Source organism: Rhodococcus sp. 05-2255-3B1 (assembly GCF_002258545.1).
In the GTDB taxonomy this organism is placed as follows: Bacteria; Actinomycetota; Actinomycetes; order Mycobacteriales; family Mycobacteriaceae; genus Rhodococcoides.
In genome coordinates this window covers 59,307-77,247 of record NZ_NOZC01000027.1, presented here as the reverse complement: position 1 = coordinate 77,247, position 17,941 = coordinate 59,307, and the positions used below count along the sequence as shown (strand labels likewise).

General features: G+C 65.9%; 19 protein-coding genes. 11 read left to right on the top strand and 8 right to left on the bottom strand.

Features of this window, described 5'->3' with window-relative positions; all coding sequences use genetic code 11:
- Positions 1-88: 88 nt before the first annotated feature.
- The 5 genes from CH249_RS15035 to pdxH form a co-directional block, all read right to left on the bottom strand.
- A complete protein-coding gene (locus CH249_RS15035) occupies positions 89-1,387 on the bottom strand; it encodes a citrate synthase (RefSeq protein WP_032395834.1) in 1,299 nt (432 codons plus the stop codon).
- A gap of 70 nt (positions 1,388-1,457) precedes the next feature.
- On the bottom strand, positions 1,458-2,429 hold the full coding sequence (locus CH249_RS15030) for a carbohydrate kinase (RefSeq protein WP_094645689.1): 972 nt from the start codon (positions 2,427-2,429) through the stop codon (positions 1,458-1,460).
- On the bottom strand, positions 2,426-3,355 hold the full coding sequence (locus tag CH249_RS15025) for an aldose 1-epimerase family protein (protein ID WP_094683170.1): 930 nt from the start codon (positions 3,353-3,355) through the stop codon (positions 2,426-2,428). Before CH249_RS15025 ends, CH249_RS15030 begins: the two co-directional genes overlap by 4 nt.
- A complete protein-coding gene (locus tag CH249_RS15020; RefSeq protein ID WP_094645691.1) occupies positions 3,339-4,631 on the bottom strand; it encodes an MFS transporter in 1,293 nt (430 codons plus the stop codon). The genes CH249_RS15025 and CH249_RS15020 overlap by 17 nt, the downstream gene beginning before the upstream one ends.
- Positions 4,628-5,245 carry a pyridoxamine 5'-phosphate oxidase gene (gene pdxH, locus CH249_RS15015; RefSeq protein ID WP_143544524.1) on the bottom strand — a complete coding sequence of 206 codons (618 nt, stop codon included), beginning with the start codon at positions 5,243-5,245 and terminating at the stop codon, positions 4,628-4,630. The genes CH249_RS15020 and pdxH overlap by 4 nt, the downstream gene beginning before the upstream one ends.
- Before the next feature lie 135 nt (positions 5,246-5,380).
- On the opposite strand from pdxH, the gene CH249_RS15010 reads away from it, so the two are divergent.
- The 5 genes from CH249_RS15010 (at position 5,381) to CH249_RS14990 (ending at position 10,343) form a co-directional block, all read left to right on the top strand.
- Positions 5,381-6,499, top strand: coding sequence for a citrate synthase 2 (locus CH249_RS15010; RefSeq protein WP_032395838.1), 1,119 nt, complete (start codon positions 5,381-5,383; stop codon positions 6,497-6,499).
- A 69-nt stretch (positions 6,500-6,568) separates the two neighbouring features.
- Positions 6,569-7,690, top strand: a complete 1,122-nt coding sequence (gene serC / locus CH249_RS15005) for a phosphoserine transaminase (RefSeq protein ID WP_032395839.1) — start codon at positions 6,569-6,571, stop codon at positions 7,688-7,690.
- A 126-nt stretch (positions 7,691-7,816) separates the two neighbouring features.
- Complete coding sequence (locus CH249_RS15000; RefSeq protein ID WP_094683169.1) at positions 7,817-8,488, top strand: rhomboid-like protein; 672 nt, start codon at positions 7,817-7,819, stop codon at positions 8,486-8,488.
- A 112-nt stretch (positions 8,489-8,600) separates the two neighbouring features.
- Positions 8,601-9,497, top strand: a complete 897-nt coding sequence (gene sepH, locus CH249_RS14995; RefSeq protein WP_032395841.1) for a septation protein SepH — start codon at positions 8,601-8,603, stop codon at positions 9,495-9,497.
- 93 nt (positions 9,498-9,590) lie between these two features.
- Positions 9,591-10,343: a hypothetical protein gene (locus CH249_RS14990; RefSeq protein ID WP_045196604.1), complete on the top strand. Its 753-nt coding sequence runs from the start codon at positions 9,591-9,593 to the stop codon at positions 10,341-10,343.
- Between the two features lie 33 nt (positions 10,344-10,376).
- On the opposite strand, the gene CH249_RS14985 is transcribed toward CH249_RS14990, so the two are convergent.
- Both CH249_RS14985 and CH249_RS14980 read right to left on the bottom strand, forming a co-directional pair.
- Positions 10,377-10,646 (bottom strand): DUF2537 domain-containing protein, encoded by a 270-nt coding sequence (locus tag CH249_RS14985; protein WP_032395842.1) that lies wholly within the window; start codon positions 10,644-10,646, stop codon positions 10,377-10,379.
- Complete coding sequence (locus tag CH249_RS14980) at positions 10,643-11,446, bottom strand: RNA methyltransferase (RefSeq protein WP_032395843.1); 804 nt, start codon at positions 11,444-11,446, stop codon at positions 10,643-10,645. The genes CH249_RS14985 and CH249_RS14980 overlap by 4 nt, the downstream gene beginning before the upstream one ends.
- A 117-nt stretch (positions 11,447-11,563) precedes the next feature.
- On the opposite strand from CH249_RS14980, the gene CH249_RS14975 reads away from it, so the two are divergent.
- Positions 11,564-12,763: a GNAT family N-acetyltransferase gene (locus tag CH249_RS14975; protein ID WP_094683168.1), complete on the top strand. Its 1,200-nt coding sequence runs from the start codon at positions 11,564-11,566 to the stop codon at positions 12,761-12,763.
- Here CH249_RS14975 and CH249_RS14970 read toward each other — a convergent pair.
- Complete coding sequence (locus CH249_RS14970; RefSeq protein ID WP_179273261.1) at positions 12,744-14,069, bottom strand: MFS transporter; 1,326 nt, start codon at positions 14,067-14,069, stop codon at positions 12,744-12,746. The genes CH249_RS14975 and CH249_RS14970 overlap by 20 nt on opposite strands.
- Before the next feature lie 170 nt (positions 14,070-14,239).
- On the opposite strand from CH249_RS14970, the gene CH249_RS14965 reads away from it, so the two are divergent.
- The 5 genes from CH249_RS14965 to CH249_RS14945 are packed head-to-tail and all read left to right on the top strand — an operon-like array spanning position 14,240 to position 17,938.
- Positions 14,240-14,467: a hypothetical protein gene (locus tag CH249_RS14965; RefSeq protein ID WP_082073783.1), complete on the top strand. Its 228-nt coding sequence runs from the start codon at positions 14,240-14,242 to the stop codon at positions 14,465-14,467.
- Positions 14,464-15,390, top strand: a complete 927-nt coding sequence (locus CH249_RS14960) for an ABC transporter ATP-binding protein (protein WP_094683166.1) — start codon at positions 14,464-14,466, stop codon at positions 15,388-15,390. Before CH249_RS14965 ends, CH249_RS14960 begins: the two co-directional genes overlap by 4 nt.
- Positions 15,387-16,160: an ABC transporter permease gene (locus CH249_RS14955; protein ID WP_094631148.1), complete on the top strand. Its 774-nt coding sequence runs from the start codon at positions 15,387-15,389 to the stop codon at positions 16,158-16,160. Before CH249_RS14960 ends, CH249_RS14955 begins: the two co-directional genes overlap by 4 nt.
- A gap of 39 nt (positions 16,161-16,199) precedes the next feature.
- Positions 16,200-17,336: a sensor histidine kinase gene (locus tag CH249_RS14950; RefSeq protein WP_094631147.1), complete on the top strand. Its 1,137-nt coding sequence runs from the start codon at positions 16,200-16,202 to the stop codon at positions 17,334-17,336.
- The gene (locus tag CH249_RS14945) at positions 17,333-17,938 is read left to right on the top strand and encodes a response regulator transcription factor (protein WP_032395848.1); all 606 of its coding nucleotides are present in this window, start codon (positions 17,333-17,335) and stop codon (positions 17,936-17,938) included. The genes CH249_RS14950 and CH249_RS14945 overlap by 4 nt, the downstream gene beginning before the upstream one ends.
- The last annotated feature ends 3 nt before the right edge of the window (positions 17,939-17,941 follow it).

Here is a 17,941-nt window from a genome sequence, read left to right as displayed (position 1 = left end):
GTCCATCACTTCGAGTTCGGCGAAGCCGGACCAACGACTACGCCGCCGACTCCCGAGGGGAGCCGGCGGCGTCGTTGTACAGCGGGAGCTAGCGGGAGCCGACGTCCTGGTAGTCGCGCTCGGTGTAGCCGGTGTAGATCTGGCGCGGACGGCCGATCTTGCCGGTCGTGTCCTCGTTCTGCTCGCGCCAGTGCGCGATCCAGCCCGGGAGACGGCCCATCGCGAACAACACCGTGAACATGCGCGGCGGGAACCCCATCGCGCGGTAGATCAGGCCGGTGTAGAAATCGACGTTGGGGTACAGCTTGCGCTCGACGAAGTAGTCGTCGGTCAGCGCGGTCTCCTCGAGCTTGAGAGCGATCTCGAGCAGTTCGTCGCCGTTGCCGAGCTTGCCGAGGATCGTGTGCGCAGTTTCCTTGACCAGCGTCGCGCGCGGATCGAAGTTCTTGTACACGCGGTGCCCGAAGCCCATGAGCTTGACGCCGTCTTCCTTGTTCTTGACTCGACGCAGGAAGTCGGTGGCGTCGCCGCCCTCGGCCTTGATCTTGTCCAGCATCTCGAGCACGGCCTGGTTGGCTCCGCCGTGCAGCGGGCCCCAGAGCGCGTTGATGCCGCCGGAGATCGAGGTGAACAGGTTGGCCTGCGAGGATCCGACGAGACGCACCGTCGAGGTGGAGCAGTTCTGCTCGTGGTCGGCATGCAGGATGAGCAGCATGTCGAGTGCCTTGACGATCTCGGGATCCACCTCGTACGGCTCGGCCGGGAAGCCGAACGTCAGACGCAGGAAGTTCTCGACCAGGCTCTTCGAGTTGTCCGGGTACAGGAACGGCTGACCGACGGACTTCTTGTAGGCGTACGCCGCGATGGTCGGCAACTTGGCCAGCAGACGGATGGTCGACAGCTCGACCTGCTCCGGGTCGTTGGGGTCGAGCGAGTCCTGGTAGTACGCCGACAGCGCGTTGACGGCACTCGACAGCACCGGCATCGGGTGAGCGTTGCGCGGGAACCCGTCGAAGAACCGCTTGAGGTCCTCGTGCAGCAGAGTGTGCCGACGGATCTTGTCGGTGAACTTCTCGAGCTGAGCCTCGGACGGCAGCTCCCCGTAGATCAGCAGGTAGCTGACCTCGATGAACGAAGACTTGCCCGCAAGCTGTTCGATCGGGTATCCGCGGTAGCGCAGGATGCCTGCGTCACCGTCGATGTAGGTGATGGCCGACTTGGTCGACGCGGTGTTGACGAACCCGCCGTCCAACGTCGTGTAGCCGGTGGTGGCCAGCAACTTTCCCAGCTCGATGCCGTTGTTGCCTTCGGAGGCCTCGGCAATCGACATGGAGTATTCGCCACCGGGATAGGTGAGGGTGGCTTTGGCATCATTCTCAGCGGGCACGAATGGTCCCTCTCGAACTCGTGTAACGGACACGTACTTGAAGCGGACAGTTCTAACGTCGATAGTGAAACTAGTCTCTCGACGCCTCGGACGCCCACGGAGGGTCGGCACCGGGTCGAGAAACCGTGATTGCCGCCGCTTTCGCGGCGAAATCGAGCGCTTCCCGCCAATCTTGCTTGCTCATCTCTTTCACCGCGTTCGATGTGATAATGCTCTCCTTCTGCAGAAAGCTGAGCAGAGCCCCGTGCACGGTGTCACCTGCGCCGATGGTGTCGACGACGTCGACCGCAACTCCCGGTACCGAGATCTCCTCGGCTGTGACAATTCCTGTACCCGACGTCTCCTCGGCTGCGGTGAAGACCGAGATTCCGTTGCCGCCGCGGGTCATGACCACTGCGGTGACACCCGACGCGAGCCAGTCGTCCACCGTTGTGCCCTGGGTTCCGAGCCCCAACCAATGCGAGTCGTCCTCGGAGACCTTGAGGATGTCGATGCTGGGCAACCACGAACGGAAACGGTCGCGGAACCCGTCGGCGGTGATGTCTCCGCTGGTGCTGTCGATCGCGGCAGGCCGGATGTTGGGGTCGAGCATCGTGAGCTTGCCCGCCGCCCGGGCGCGGTGCAGCAGGCCCGCGTACATCGACGCCCCGGGTTCGTAGAGCAGTGACAACGTGCCGAACGAGAGCACGCTGATCTCGTCGGGTAGATCGCCGGGATCGGCAACGAGACGATCGGCGGTGCCGTCGGCGTAGAACGAATACTCGGCACTGCCGTCGTCGGCGAGGGTGGTCATCGCCAAGGTCGTCGGCTCGTCGCCGCGCTGCACCCACGTGGTGTCCACACCCGCGTCGCGCAGACTCGCCAGGATCTGCTCGCCGAACGGGTCGCGGGAGATACGGGAGAGATACGCGACGGGCGAACCGAGTCGACCGATCGCGACGGCGACGTTGAACGGCCCGCCGCCGAGTTTCGGCGAGAGCAGCGGCCCCTCGTGCACCGGGACCAGATCGACCAACGCCTCGCCGCACACCAGAATGGTCACTTCTCGTACCTCATTCCCCAGGTGCCGGACCAGGTTCGTCCCGGATCGAGCACGATCAGATCGATTTCGGAGTTCAGCGCATCGGGCGGGCACGTCATCGGCTCGATCGCCAACGCCCGGCCGCGCTCGGGATATGCCTGATCGTTGGCGGGATCGGCAGTGAACACCTGCACCCATCCGAAGCTGCTGTCGGTCCACAACACCGTCGCAGTGCCGTCCGGGCCGCGCAGTACGTGGTTCGCTCGGCCGTCGGCCTCGGGCAACGAGGCGCTGAACGGGGTGTCCAGCTGCACGCCCTCCAGGGCTCTCGGCTGCCGGAAGTCGTACTCGGTATCGGCCGTCGGCACCGAGTTGCCCACGGGCAGATTGCGTACCGGATCGAGCGGCAGCCGGGTTCCCGCGGACAGCTCGAGGGTGCACTCGTCGAGCGGCACGTCCCCCACCCGGACGAAGGTGTGAAAGCCCATCCCGTACGGCGCGGGCGAGTCACCGGTGTTCTTCGCCGACGCGGTGACGGTGAGACCGTCCTCCGATAGCTCGTGCACCACGGTCACCGTGATCGAGAACGGCCAACCCTGATGCGTTCCGATGTCCACGCTCTGCTCGACGCGAGAGTCGGTGTGCTCCATGAGAGTCCACGCCACGCGTCGAACGAATCCGTGACTGGCGTTGTTGCGAGCCGGCTCGGAGATCTCCATCCGATGCTCGACGCCTTCGAAGGTGAACGTCCCATCGGCCGTCCGATTGGGCCACGGGGCCAACACCAGCCCCGCCGACAACGGCGGCTTCGAGCCCGCCTCCCACGTCTCGGTGAGCGCTGCGCCGTCGTATTCGAGCGCCCGAAGGCCCGCTCCGACGGCAGCGATGTCTGCCCGATACTTGCCGCTCGTCAACGAGTACGTCTGCGCGTCAGCCATGAGAGTCATTCTTCACCACCGCACCCACGCGATACCGAATGAATGCAGGAAGAGCCAGCGCGGCGATCGAGACGCCGATGACGACAAGAACCCCGCCGCCGGCAGCAGCCGCCGCCGTACCGACGGATGCGGCCGCTGCGCCGTGCAGTACGTCGCCGATGCGCGGACCTCCCGCAACGACGACGATGAACACACCCTGCAGTCGACCGCGCATCTCGTCGGTTGCGACCTGTTGGAGCATCGTGCTGCGGAACGCCGCCGAGATCATGTCGGCTCCACCGCCGAGGGCCAGGAACGCCAATGCGAACCACAGGGCGACAGTGGTGGCCCCGTCGGTGGCCGCGCCGACGGCCAGACCGAAGCCGATCATCGCCGCGCCCCACACGACGATGCAGATGAGCACCGCCAGCCCCTGCCTGCGTACTCGGGGCAACCAGCCGGAGAACACGCCTCCCACCACCGCGCCCGCGGACATCGCGGCGAACAGCATGCCGAGCACCGGACCGCCCGACGCGGGATCGCCGAAGCTCTCGTGCGCGATCTGCGGGAACAGCGCGCGGGGCATACCGAACACCATCGCGATGATGTCGACGACGAACGAGGCCAGCAGCACCTTCTGCGTCGCGAGGTAGGCGAAACCGTCGAACACCGAACGCAATCCGGCGCGCTGCCCCGACTTCGCCGGCGGAATCCCCGGCAGCCGGATCACCGCCCACAGGGTGGCGAACAGTGCGACGGTGTCGATCAGATAGAGGGTCTCGAGTCCGATGTAGTAGATGAGGATGCCTGCGCTGAGCGGTCCGGCGATGGCACCGAAGTTCATCACCGTCATGTTCAGCGAATTCGCAGCGGGCAACTGCTCGGCAGGCAGGATCCGCGGGAGAATCGCGCTGCGCGTCGGCTGGTTCACCGCGAAGAATGCCTGCTGAACGGCCAACAGCACCAGGATGATCCACACATTGTTCAGGTCGAGAAACGCTTGCAACCAGAACAGCGCCGACGTACCGATCAGGCCGCAGGTGGTGATCATCAACAGGGTGCGGCGGTCCATCACGTCGGCCAACGCTCCACCCCACAGGCCGAAGACGATGAGCGGCACCAACGCGAACACACCGGTGAGGCCCACGTAGGCCGAGCTGAGCGTGATCTGAAAAACCTGTTGCGGCACAGCAACAATGGACAGTTGGGCACCGATGACGGTGACGATGTTCGCGAGCCACAACCGCTTGTAGGCCGGAGTCGTCAGCGGAGTCGTATCGGCAAGAATGCCGCGCAATCGGCTCACGGCTGCAGACGCTCGATCACACCGCTTGCCACCGTCAGGCGAATTCGGTTGTGCATGCGGCTCGTTCGGCCCTGCCAGAACTCGACCGTCTCCGGCTCGACGCGAAAACCGCCCCAGTTGGGCGGAACCGGCACGTCGATTCCGTCGAACGTCGCGGTGACCTCGGCCAGTCGCGCAACCAGATCCTCCCGCGAGCCGACCGGTCGCGACTGCTCGGACGCCCATGCCCCCAGCTGGGAGCCCCGGGGCCGCGTGCGCCAATACGCCTCGGTGGTCTCGGCATCGACCTTGACCACCGGGCCGCGGACGGTGAGCTGGCGGGCAATTCCGATCCACGGGAACGTGATCGACGCATACGGCGTCGCGGTGAGCGCACGGCCCTTGTCCGAGTCGTAGTTGGTGTAGAAGACCACACCGGACGCGTCGAAGTCCTTGCACAACACGGTGCGGGTGGCGGGTCTACCCGACTCGTCGACCGTCCCCAACACGATGGCGTTGGGCTCGGGCAGATTCGCGGCTATCGCGTCGGACAACCACTGCTGCGCCAGCGAACACCACCCGCCCGCCAGAGCATCGACGTCCAGGTCCTCGGGCTCTCCGTAGTCCACCCGCATGTTCGCCAGGCGCTGTTCATCTGCAGACACAAGCCCAGACGCTACTCCCGCGTCGATCCCGGCTATGGTTCTGACGAAGTACGCCCGGATGCGGCGCAGAGCCGGGTGCAGTTGCGACGAGGGAGTCCACAGGCCATGGCTGTTCAACGAGTTCCCGAGGATTTCGTCCCCGGTCTCGAAGGTGTCGTCGCGTTCACCTCCGACATCGCCGAGCCCGACAAGGACGGCGGCGCATTGCGCTACCGCGGCGTCGACATCGAGGAACTCGTCGCGCAGAACGTCACTTTCGGCGACGTCTGGGCACTGCTCGTCGACGGCGAGTTCGGACGAGGACTCCCGCCGGCCGAACCCTTCCCACTGCCGATCCACACCGGCGACGTCCGTGTCGACGTCCAAGCGGGTCTGGCGATGCTCGCTCCGATCTGGGGATACCAGCCGATACTCGACATCGACGACTCCACCGCTCGCGACAACCTCGCCCGCGCGTCGGTGATGGCCCTGTCCTACGTCGCCCAGTCCGCTCGCGGTATCTACCAGCCCGCAGTTCCGCAGACCCGCATCGATCAGGCCGCAACCGTCACCGAGCGATTCATGGTCCGGTGGAAGGGCGAACCGGATCCCGCTCACGTCGCCGCCATCGACGCATACTGGGTCTCGGCTGCAGAGCACGGCATGAACGCCTCGACGTTCACCGCACGCGTCATCGCCTCCACCGGCGCAGACGTCGCCGCCTGCCTCTCCGGTGCCATCGGTGCGATGTCCGGACCGCTGCACGGCGGTGCACCCGCCCGCGTCCTGCCGATGATCGAAGAGGTCGAGAAGACCGGCGACGCACGGGCTCTGATCACCGGAATCCTGGACCGCAAAGAGAAGCTCATGGGCTTCGGGCACCGCGTCTACCGCGCCGAGGACCCGCGCGCCCGTGTTCTGCGCGCCACGGCGAAGAGACTGAACGCACCGCGCTACGAGGTCGCCGCAGCACTCGAGCAGGCGGCGCTGACCGAACTGCGCGAACGCCGCCCCGATCGAGCCATCGAAACCAACGTCGAATTCTGGGCCGCGGTGATCCTCGACTTCGCCGAGGTACCGGCGCACATGATGCCCGCCATGTTCACCTGTGGACGTACCGCGGGCTGGTGCGCGCACATCCTGGAGCAGAAGCGCCTGGGCAAGCTCGTCCGACCCGCTGCCCTCTACACCGGCCCCGAACCGCGGTCTCCCGAGTCCGTCGAAGGCTGGGACCTGATCCGGTAGTCGAAGCTGGTATGGCACCCGACTACCCTGTAAGGGCCATATTCCATCGACGCTAGGACGCGCTACTCCATGGCCGAATTGCCGATCATTCCCGCCGATCTCCTGCCCGCCGACGGACGCTTCGGCTGTGGCCCGTCCAAGGTTCGCCCCGAGCAGCTGCAATCCCTGGTCGATGTCGGCGCTTCCGTGTTCGGCACCAGCCATCGCCAGAAGCCCGTCAAGGACGTCGTCGGACGTGTGCGCAGTGGTTTGAAGGATCTGTTCTCCCTCCCCGAGGGTTACGAGGTCGTCCTCGGCAACGGCGGCACCACCGCATTCTGGGACGCAGCTGCATTCGGCCTGATTCGCGAGAAGTCGCTGCACCTGACCAACGGCGAGTTCAGCTCGAAGTTCGCCTCGGTGGCCAAGAACAACCCGTTCATCGGTGATCCGATCGTCGTCAAGGCAGAGCCGGGCAGCGCGCCCGAGCCCACCTCCGACCCGTCCGTCGACCTGATCGGCTGGGCGCACAACGAGACCTCGACGGGCGTGGCCATTCCGGTCAGCCGTCCGGCCGGCTCCGAGAACGCCCTCATCGCGATCGACGCCACCTCCGGCGCAGGCGGTCTCCCGGTCAACGTCGCCGACTCGGACGTCTACTACTTCGCTCCGCAGAAGTGCTTCGCCGCCGACGGTGGCCTGTGGGTCGCGCTGATGAGCCCCGCCGCGCTCGAGCGCGTCAGCGAGATCGCCGCCACGGATCGGTGGGTCCCGGACTTCCTGTCACTGCCGATCGCCGTCGACAACAGCAGCAAGAACCAGACGTACAACACCCCGGCCGTGGCGACACTGTTGCTCTTCGCCGATCAGATCGAATGGCTCAATTCGCAGGGCGGCCTCGACTGGGCCACCAAGCGCACCGCCGATTCGTCCTCACGCCTGTACGACTGGGCCGAGAACAGCGAATTCGCAACGCCGTTCGTCACGAACCCGGATCACCGCAGCCAGGTCGTCGGCACCATCGACTTCGACGAGAAGGTCGACGCAGCCCAGGTTGCGAAGATCCTGCGCGCCAACGGCGTCGTCGACACCGAGCCGTACCGCAAGCTCGGCCGCAACCAGTTGCGTGTCGGTATGTTCCCGGCCATCGAGCCGGACGACATCACCGCACTGACCAAGAGCATCGACTGGGTCGTGTCCACACTGAGCTAGTTGGCAGGGCAGGAGTGGAGCCTGCGGAACGACCATTCCCAGCAAGCTCACAGCTCCGGCGCTCCCTTCGAGGCCTACACTTGCTATCAAGTAAGCAAGCGTAACGACCTCGGAGGGAGCGCTCGTATGTTCAGGCTCCTGACCGTCGCGCTGCGGATCCGCGTGACACTGGTCTACTGCACCCTCGCGGTGGCAGGCACGGTAGCGCTCGGCCAGATCGGGCCGCACGATCGCTGGCACGTGCTGCATGCGGCGAGTACCAACCTGCACAATCTGACCGACGGTCACCTCGCCACTGTCGTCACGAGCGTCTTCCTCACCGAGGGTCGGGTGAACTGGCTGTGGTTGGCCGCGGTCGCCGTGCTGTTCGTCGTCGCCGAATGGGTCGCCGGCTGGCGACGCTTCCTTCTCACCTTCGGCGCCGGACATGTCGGTGCCACTGCTCTGGTGGCAGTCGGCCTGCTCATCGGTATTCACAACGACTGGCTCGCGGACTCGCTGGCGATGGCCGTCGACGTCGGTGTCAGCTACGCGGCAGCAGCGGTCGCAGGGTCGATGATCCGGTACCTGCCGATGCCGTGGCGTGTCGGCTGGGCCGCACTGTGGATCGGCGTCGTCACGATCAGTGGAGTGTCCGATCCGTCCTTCACCGCCGTCGGGCACGCGATTGCCCTGACCATCGGTTTCGGCCTGGGTGCCCTCTACCTGCGCAGGGACGCATCGGCGTTGTCGCACAAAGCAATCGACGCAAGATCGACCGAATGGGTGCAGCCGAGCCCGCAGCTGTCTACCCTCTGACAGGGAAACGATCGTCGGCAGAAGCGATGCGTGTCGAACACCCGCCGAATACGGCAGGTGAACTAGGCTCGAACTCGACGGTATCGCGAGCCGGCGCGATGAGGAGGTCAAGGTGCGAGACTTACGTGTGGTGGGTCTCGAGGCCGACGGAAAGTTCGTCGTGTGCGCAGATCCCAAGACCGGCGACAGATTCCGGCTTCCAGCCGACGACAAGCTCCGCGCGGCCTCACGCGGTGACATCGCTCGACTAGGACAGATTGAGATCGAAATGGACAGCTTGCTTCGGCCGAAAGAAATTCAGGCCCGCATCCGCAGCGGAGCGACCATCGAACAGGTTGCCGCCGACTCCGGAATGGCCATCAGTCGCGTCGAGGTGTTCGCTCACCCGGTGCTGCTCGAACGTTCGCAGGCCGCGTCGATGGCCCAGGCCGGTCATCCGCTGCGCCACGACGGCCCGGCCGTGCAGACCCTGCTCGAGATCGTCACCCTCGCCTTCCGTGCTCGCGGGCACAACCTCGACGACGCGGAGTGGGACGCCTGGCGCGACGAGGACAACAAGTGGGTCGCACAGTTGAAGTGGCAGGCGGGCCGCACCACCAACAAGGCGCACTGGCAGTTCCTGCCCGACGGCCACGGCGGCACCATCGCGCCGCTCGACGACACCGCCCACGAACTGATCGATCCCGACTTCGGACGCCAACTGCGCGGCCTCGCACCGGTGCGCGCACTGACGTCCGCCGAGGATGACGACCAGGCCTCGCAGCAGAGCTTCGACGAGTACTACGGCACCACCGCCGACAGCGAACTCGACGCCGAGACCATCGAGGTCGAGGTGGACGATGCGCCGACTCCCGAGCCCGAGCAGCCACGCGAACCGGTGGCCAGAGAGCCGAGGCCCGCACCCAAGCCTGCCGCCGGTCACACCGGCGGCAAGGACAAGCGCGGCAAGCCGGCCATGCCGTCGTGGGAGGACGTGCTGCTCGGCGTTCGCAGCAGCGGCCACAACTGATCTCTTCGACGGCCGATTTGCCGCTCGGTGACAGATTGCCGACGCTCACACCGTAGGCTTTCGACGGAGCTTACGGAGAGAGAGGTGCCGGTAGTGGGGGCCAAAGCATCAACGATCTGGTACGTGGACGCACCGGATCCCATTTCGGTACTCCGAGAAGCCACCACCTCGGACTGGAATGCTGCGAGCGCACTCGTCGGACGTCTGTACCCCCACCTGACGGCAGTGCCCCTCGGACAGGGTCCGATATCGACATCGGCAGGCGTCGACGACGATCACGTCTTCATCGGTTGCTACCCCGGCGTCACCGTGGTCTGCGGATCGAACCTGTCGGTGCCGACACCGTCGACGCTTCCCGAATCCTTCACCCGCCCTCTGGCGTCCGAACACACCTACCTCGTCGCCTCGGATCCCCAGCACGCCTGGGGTGCGTTCGCGTACTGGGAGCGCGGTGAATTCCGCCGATCGTTCAGCGCCACCCCGGTGTACATCTACGAGGACGCCGGCCTGCCACTGGTGTGGGAGCGATCGTTCTGGGCCGGTGAGCATCCGCTGATCTATCCGCCCGGAGTGATGCCGGATCCACAATCGCTGCCGTTCCACCCACAGGAATTCGCCGAGGCGGCCAACGCCGAGTGGCTCGGATTCCGCTACACCGGCGCGCCGCACGCGGACGAATTCGATCCCGACACCCTGCCGGTCTGCGGCTTCACGATGTACGTTCCCGGACAGGAGCCGCCGCCACCGAACCGGAGTGCGAACGGCCGTGGCGCACAGGAACCGATGCCCGACGCCCCCGACGAACAGGCACCGCGTCCGAAGAAGCGTTGGTTCTCGCGCAAGTAGACGCGGCAGAGCCGTCCTGGGTGCCGGCGAACGTCAGAACGCCAGCGCCGCCAGTGCCACGAAGCTGAGGATGGAACCGATACCGGCTCCGTACACCGCCCAGCGCCACACCGGTATCGCGAGCCACCGCATGACCGTCGGAGCTGCACCCGCGACGACGATGATGTTCAGACCGAGTGCGAGCAGTGGATGAATTCTGGCCAGCTCCAGACCGAACGTCGTCAGTGCCACACCCACCAGCGCCGCCGAGATGACGGCGATCGGGACTCCGGTCCAGCGGACGCTCGGGTCGTGGTCGTTCACGTCAGGCGCACACGTTCGTAGAACCCCATCGCCGCGGCCGTCGCCACGTTCAGCGAATCGGTACCAGGGGCCATCGGAATCCGCGCGCGAATGTCCGTTGCTCGCATGGCATGTTCGGTCAGACCCGGCCCCTCGGCACCCAGCAGCAGGGCAACCTTCTCCCCCGTCATCGCCGTAGCCAACGACACCGCCGCCGGGTTGGGCGTCAACGAGATCAGCTGAAACCCGTGCGCGCGAACACGATCGAGGCCACGGGGCCACTCGGGCACCTTGGCGAACGGCACCCGCAGCACATGTCCCATCGACACTCGCACCGAACGACGATAGAGCGGATCAGCACACGCGGCCCCGAACAGAACGGCATCGACCCCGAGGCCCGCCGCGTTGCGGAACATCGACCCGAGATTCTCGTGATCGTTGACGCCCTCGAGAATCGCCACCGTCCTGGCACCGTCCAACACCTCGTCGAGATCGAGGGCCGGCGGCCTGTTCGCCGCGGCCAACACACCACGATTGAGGTGGAAGCCGACGACCTCGGCCATCACCTCCGCGGACGTCCGGTAGAACGGAACGTCCGAATCGACGAGATCGTCGCGCAAGGCGTCGAGCCGTCGATCCACGCCCAGCAGGCTGATCATCGGAAACCGCGAGGTCAGCAGCCGCTGCGCCACCAACACACCCTCGGCGATCACCAGGCCCTTGCCCTCGGGCAGGTCGGGTCGCCGATCCGACGAGTTGAGATCGCGAAAATCGTCCAGTCGCGGGTCCGAGGGGTCGTCGATGTCGAGTACATGCACCACGTGCTCATCTTGTCACCCGGCCGATTTCGAGACTCCCTCGGCGAAGGCCTGCTTCCGTATGGCAGATTTTTCGGGTCGTTCCGCGGGCTCCACTCCTGTATGGAAAAGTAAAGTCCGATGACTACCGACGAATCGATCACCATCCGCACCGCCACCGACGACGACTGGGATGCCGTCGCGCTGCTCGACGCCCACGCGTTCGGCGAGCACCAGAACGCCGAGGACCTGGCCGAGACGCAGATCCTGACCCAGTCCGAGCACGTGTACCTGGCCTGGGACGGCGAGACCCCGGTGGGTGTGGCCATGCACTTCCCGATGTCGGTCACCGTTCCCGGTGGTGCGCAGGTCGAGGCGTCCGGAGTCTCCTGGGTCTCGGTCGCGCCGACGCATCGTCGACGCGGCATCCTGCGATCGATGTTCACCCAGCAGCACCGCGCCCTGAACGATGCGGGCGCACCGCTCTCGCTGCTCACGGCCAGCGAGGCGACGATCTACGGACGCTTCGGCTACGGGCCGGTGACCGAGGAGATCAGCGTCTCGATCGATCGTCGATTCGCGCAGTTCCGCAAGGACGCTCCCCCGGCCACCGGCGTCCGGCTGATCGAATCGGCCGAGGCCACCGAACTGCTCCCCGACATCTACCACCGCTGGCAGCAGCAGACCGCAGGCGCGCAGCCCAAGCCGCCGATCCGCTGGGAGCGGTTCTTCGCCGACCGCGAGAACCGGCGCGGCGGACTGACGGCTCTGTTCTTCGTCGTTCATCCCGACGGATACGTCGCCTACCGACGCGGCCGCAACCCGAGCCGAGTGGTGGTGGAGGAATTCATCGCGGTGACCGACGACGCGTACGCCGCGCTGTGGCAGATCCTCGTCGGCGTGGACCTGGTCGACACCATCGAGGTACGGCAGGCACGGGACGAAGCGCTGCCGTTCCTGCTGACCAACAATCGGCTACCGAAGGTCACGGCTCACCACGACGCTCTGTGGGGCCGCATCATGCACGTCGAGGCAGCTTTGGAGGCACGCACCTACGCGCTCGACACCTCGCTGATCATCGCTGTGCGAGATCCCTTCCTCGATGCGGGCGGCACCTACTCGCTGACCGTGACCGACGGCCGCGCCACCTGCACCCGGGTGGAGTCCGAACCGGACATCGAACTCGACATCGACGTGCTCGCCAGCATGTACTTCGGCACCCATCGGGCCCGCTTGTTCGCCGCGGCCAACCGCCTCACCGCCCGCAACGACGCGTCGCTGCACGCACTCGACCTGACGTTCGGAACTGCGCGCCCGGCCGTCATGGGCTGGGGTTTCTAGGACCGGTCGACGCATCGAGCGCGGTGGCCGAGCCACCCCGCATCCACAGGGCTGCGCAGAGCGTCACCGAGAGCAGCACCGTCGTGTAGACGACGAAGTCGGTGCTGCCACGGCCGCTGGTGGCGTGGTAGATCAACGGTGCCGTACCCCCGAACAGGGAGTTCGCCACGGCGTAGCCGAAGCCGACGCCGAGGGCACGAATGTGAGCGGGGAACACTTCGGCCTTGGCGATGCCGTTCACCGACAGATAACAGGTGAGAACGGCGAATGCGCTCACCAGCATGACGAACACCGCAGGCGGAGACGTCAGCCGGTCGGTGGCCAGCACCAGTGCGCCGGTGGCCGGTATGCCCAGTGCCCCGAACGTGACGAGAAGAGGCTTTCTCCCGATGCGGTCGCTCAGTGCGCCGCCGACCGGCTGCAGCACCATCAACACCACGAAGGCCGCGAGCACGAGGCCGGTCGCGGTGAGCTCGCCCCTGGCACCGTCCGCGGCGAAGAACGTCTCGCGAACGATCGAGGGAACGGTGACCGTGTAGGTGTAGAACGCCGCACTCCCTCCCGCGGTCAGCAAGAACACCCAGACGAGCGGACGCCGGTGATCGCGAAAGAGCGCCCCCATCGTGGCGTCTCGGTCCGCCCGCGGCGCTCCCGGTGCACGGGGCACGCGATCGAGTCCACGCGCCCACCACAACGACGCCATGCCCGCCGCGCCGCCCGCGGCGAACGCGAGACGAAAGCCCCACTCGGAAATTGCCGCGCGATCCGTACCCGCGAGGAGCACGAGCAGACAGGCCTGCGCGAGCACGAGACCGCCGACGATGGTCGCGGCCTGGAACGAGGCGAACAATCCCCGGTGTCCGCGCGTGCCCGATTCGGAGAGCAACACCGTCGCCGCCGCGTACTCGCCACCGGTTGCGATGCCCTGCACGATGCTCACGACCGCGAGGATCACCGCCGCCCAGACACCGATGTCGTGGACCGTCGGAGTGACCGCAAGGGCAACAGATCCGGCCGACATCAGCGTGACCGCCGCGACGAGCGCGAACTGCCGGCCCCGCACGTCCGCGAGCCTGCCGAACAGCCACGAGCCGAGTGGCCGTACGACGAAGGTCAGTGCGAACAGTCCGTAGACGTACACGAGCGAATTCGTCGAGGCCGGATCGAAGAACTCGGTCCGAAAGTACGGTGCGAACGTCGCGTAGAGGTACAGGTTGAACCACTGCACCAGGTTCGGCACCGAACCGGCCAGAATGACGCGGATCTGCGGACGACGGCCGGGGCTCGCCGACTCGGTGCGATTCACGAGGCGAAGGTACCCGGCCCGCGGCCCTACCGCTCGCCGTTCGAGCGACAGAACCGCCGTCGCCACGAGCGCGCTCATGACTTTTGTCATGGCCGGACCGTGACGGTGTCACTTCAGGTCATGATGCGCCGCACTGTTTTCGGTGGTTCGGGCGCAGCAGACTCGTAGTCATGAAGCAACCAGACGAGGGAAACCTGTTCACCGATCTCATGGAGCTCGGGCCGGCTCCGACGATGGCGCGTGAGATCGTCGTCATCGTCATCAGTCTCGCGATCGTCGCCGTGTTGTTCGCGATCGTCGGCACGTCCCTTCCGGCATTCGTCGCACTCGGCGTCATCGTCGCCTTCATGGGCGTGCGGTTCGTCATCGGACTCCGCAACTGGGAGAAGCAATCATGACCATCATCGAAGTCAGCGGCATGACTCGCCGCTACGGTTCGGGCAAAACCGCTTTCGAGGCCGTGAAGACGCTCGATCTCGAGATCGCGGAGGGTGAGCTGTTCGGCTTGCTGGGCACCAACGGTGCCGGCAAGACCTCCACTCTCGAAGTGATTCAGGGACTTTCACGGCCGAGCGAGGGCACGGTGCGGATCATGGGAATGGATCCGGTGTCCGATCGCCGCAAGGTTCGACCGTCTCTCGGCATCATGCTGCAGAAGGGCGGCCTGCCCCAGGATCTGACCACCGCGGAAAGCCTGCGGATGTGGGCGGGCACGTGCAGCAATCCACTGCCGACGGCGGAGGTGCTGGGGCGCGTCGACCTGGCCGACACGCGGGTGAAGTTTCTCTCGGGCGGCGAGCAGCGCAGGTTGGATCTGGCGTGCGCCATCATCAGCCGCCCGAGGGTGCTGTTCCTCGACGAACCGACCACCGGACTCGATCCCGAATCTCGCCGCAACACGTGGCGTCTGATCCAGGAGCTGAAGAATTCCGGCGTGACGATCATGTTGACGACGCACTACCTGGACGAGGCCGAGTCACTGTGCGATCGGCTGGCGATCATGCACCGCGGCAGCGTCGTTCGTAGCGGAACGGTCGACGAGGTGGTCGCCGACCATCCGGCGAAGATCGAACTGCAGGCCCCCGGTACGGCACTGCCGACTTTGCCCGGTACGTCGATCGACGTCTCGGGAGACACCATCTCGATCCAGACGTCCTCGGTACAGGAGACCTTGACCGATCTGCTGCTGTGGGCGCGAGACAACGGAGTGACCCTCCACGGTCTCGACGCCCGAGCGGCATCGCTCGAGACCGTATTCCTCTCCATTGCAGACGAATTCGACAATTCCGCTATCCAGAACAACGAGGTGATGAGCGCATGAGCACGATGACCGCCCTGTCACGAGCAGAGTTCACGCTGCTCGGACGCAACCGAGTACTGCTGTTCAACGCAACCGTCATACCCCTCGTGCTGCCGATCGCGTTGCTGATCATCGGCAGTCGGGGCGACGACGGATTGACCGACGTGGGCGTCGGAGCGGCGCTCGAGATGTTCGTACTGTTCCTGTTGGTGTTCATGGTCTACTACAACATGCTCTCGATCTACGCCACGCGTCGAGACGAGTTGGTACTCAAGCGACTTCGGACCGGAGAGAGCTCGGACCTACAGATTCTGCTGGGGCCGGCCGTACCCTCGTTCATCCTCACCGTGGCACTGGGCCTGATCGTCGGAGCCGTGGTTCTGGCCTTCGGTGGCCCGGTTCCTACGAACGCACTGCTCGTCGCGGTGGCCCTGCTCGGCGGCGCGGCTCTGTTCGCCGCACTGGCACTGATCACGTCTGCCTTCACCCGCAATGCGGAAGCGGCGCAGATCACCAGTCTTCCGGTCATTTTGATCGCCATGGTCGGCTCGTCACTGCTTCGCGGTGTACTCCCGGATTCGTTCAGCCGGGTCATCGAGCTGACCCCGATGGCTGCGGTCTCGGACCTGCTGAACCTCGGCTGGTTCGGCACCACCACGCCTGGCGACGCGCCCATCGGCTTCGCTGCCACCTTCACCGAAGCCGGAATGCCGCTGCTGGTGATGCTCGCCTGGATCGTCGGCAGCCTGCTGATCGCCCGCACGCACTTCCGTTGGGAACCGCGGTCCTAGATCGCCCCTTTCGCCGCACCGTCTGCAAGGCTGGAGATCATGAAGTTGCACCAGTACCTCAATCCACTGCACGGCTGGAACGACAGCAGTGCAGTGGACAAGGTGCGCGTCTACACCCGCCAGTCGTTTCTGCTGATCACCGTCGGTGTTGCCGCCGCTGCGATGCTGACGTCACTGCAGTTCGAGGACTACCTGTCGATGGCGGCCGTGGCAGTCTGTGCCGCAGCGACCTTCGTGGTCGTTCAGCGCACCCCCGCGCTCGGCGGCCAGTCGACGGCGAGCCCACGAATTCCCCTGGCGATCATGGCAGTCGCCGCTGTGGTGCTGGTTGCCGGCGGGGCCACGAACAATGCATTGTGGGCCGTCGTGCTCGTCACCAGTGCGGTCGCAACGCTGATCCCGTTGCGGTGGTGCCTGGCGGCGGCCGTGGCCGCTGCTGGACTTGCAGCAGCTCTCGGCACGCCGGCAGTGGAAACACTGGTGCTCGGTCTCCTCATCGCCTTCATGGCCTTCACCGTCCAACTGTCAGCGTGGCTGCTGCGTATCGTCACCGAACTCGATGCCACCCGCGACGCTGCTGCCGCGCTCTCCGTTGCCGAGGAGCGTCTGCGATTCTCGCGAGATCTGCACGACGTCGTCGGCCGCGCACTCTCGGCCATCGCGGTCAAGAGCGAACTCGCCGCGGCACTGGCGCGTCGAGGTGACGATCGAGCTGCGGCCCAGATGGACGAGGTTCGCATTCTGGCCCAGGAATCCATGGCCGACGCCCGAAAGCTGGTCCGCGGCTATCGATCGATCGATGTGGCCTCGGAACTCGACGGCGCTCGATCCCTGCTGTCCGCCGCGGGCATCGCCACCGAGCTCGTCGGTGAAACCTCGATGCTCGACGAGCGCGCAGCCGAGGCCGCCGCGTGGGTGGTCCGTGAGGGTGTGACGAACATTCTGCGTCACTCCGAGGCCACCTATTGCCGGATCGAGCTGACCGACAACAGTATTCGACTGATCAACGATCATCCGCAGCCATCGACCGGCCGCGACGACGGCACGGGCCTGAGCGGACTGCGAGAACGGCTGGTTGCCGTCGACGGTACCCTGCACACCGAGCAGACCACCGACGAATTCACCCTCACTGCGGCGTTGCCGACCTCGCCCCAGAACGCAAGGACCACACCATGATCCGAGTTCTCTTGGCCGACGACGAGAATCTCATCCGTGCTGCGCTGGCAACCATGCTCGATCTCGAGGACGACATCGAGATCGTCGGGCAGGCCGACTCCGGGGAGAAGGCGCTGACCGCCGCAGCCTCGCTCTCCCCCGATGTGGCCGTGCTGGACCTGCAGATGGGCGGAATCGACGGCATCGAGACGGCCCAGAAGATCGCCGAGACGTTGCCCGCCTGCGCGTCGATCATCGTCACCAGCCACGGCCGGCCGGGCTACCTCAAGAAGGCGCTCGAAGCAGGCGTGCGCGGTTTCCTCCCCAAGACCACCTCGGCCGCCACTCTGGCCGAGGTGGTGCGCACCGTGCACGGCGGCGGGCGCTACGTCGACCCGACGCTGGCCGCGGAAGCCATCGGGGCCGGAGACTCGCCGCTGACACCGCGCGAGGCCGATGTGCTCGAGTTCGCCGCCGACGGCGCGTCGATCGCGGAGATCGCACGCCGCGCCCATCTTTCGCCCGGCACCACTCGCAACTACCTGTCTGCGGCGGCTGCGAAACTGGGTGCAGCGAACCGGCACGAGGCCTGCGCTCTCGCCCGACGCCACGGCTGGATCTGAACG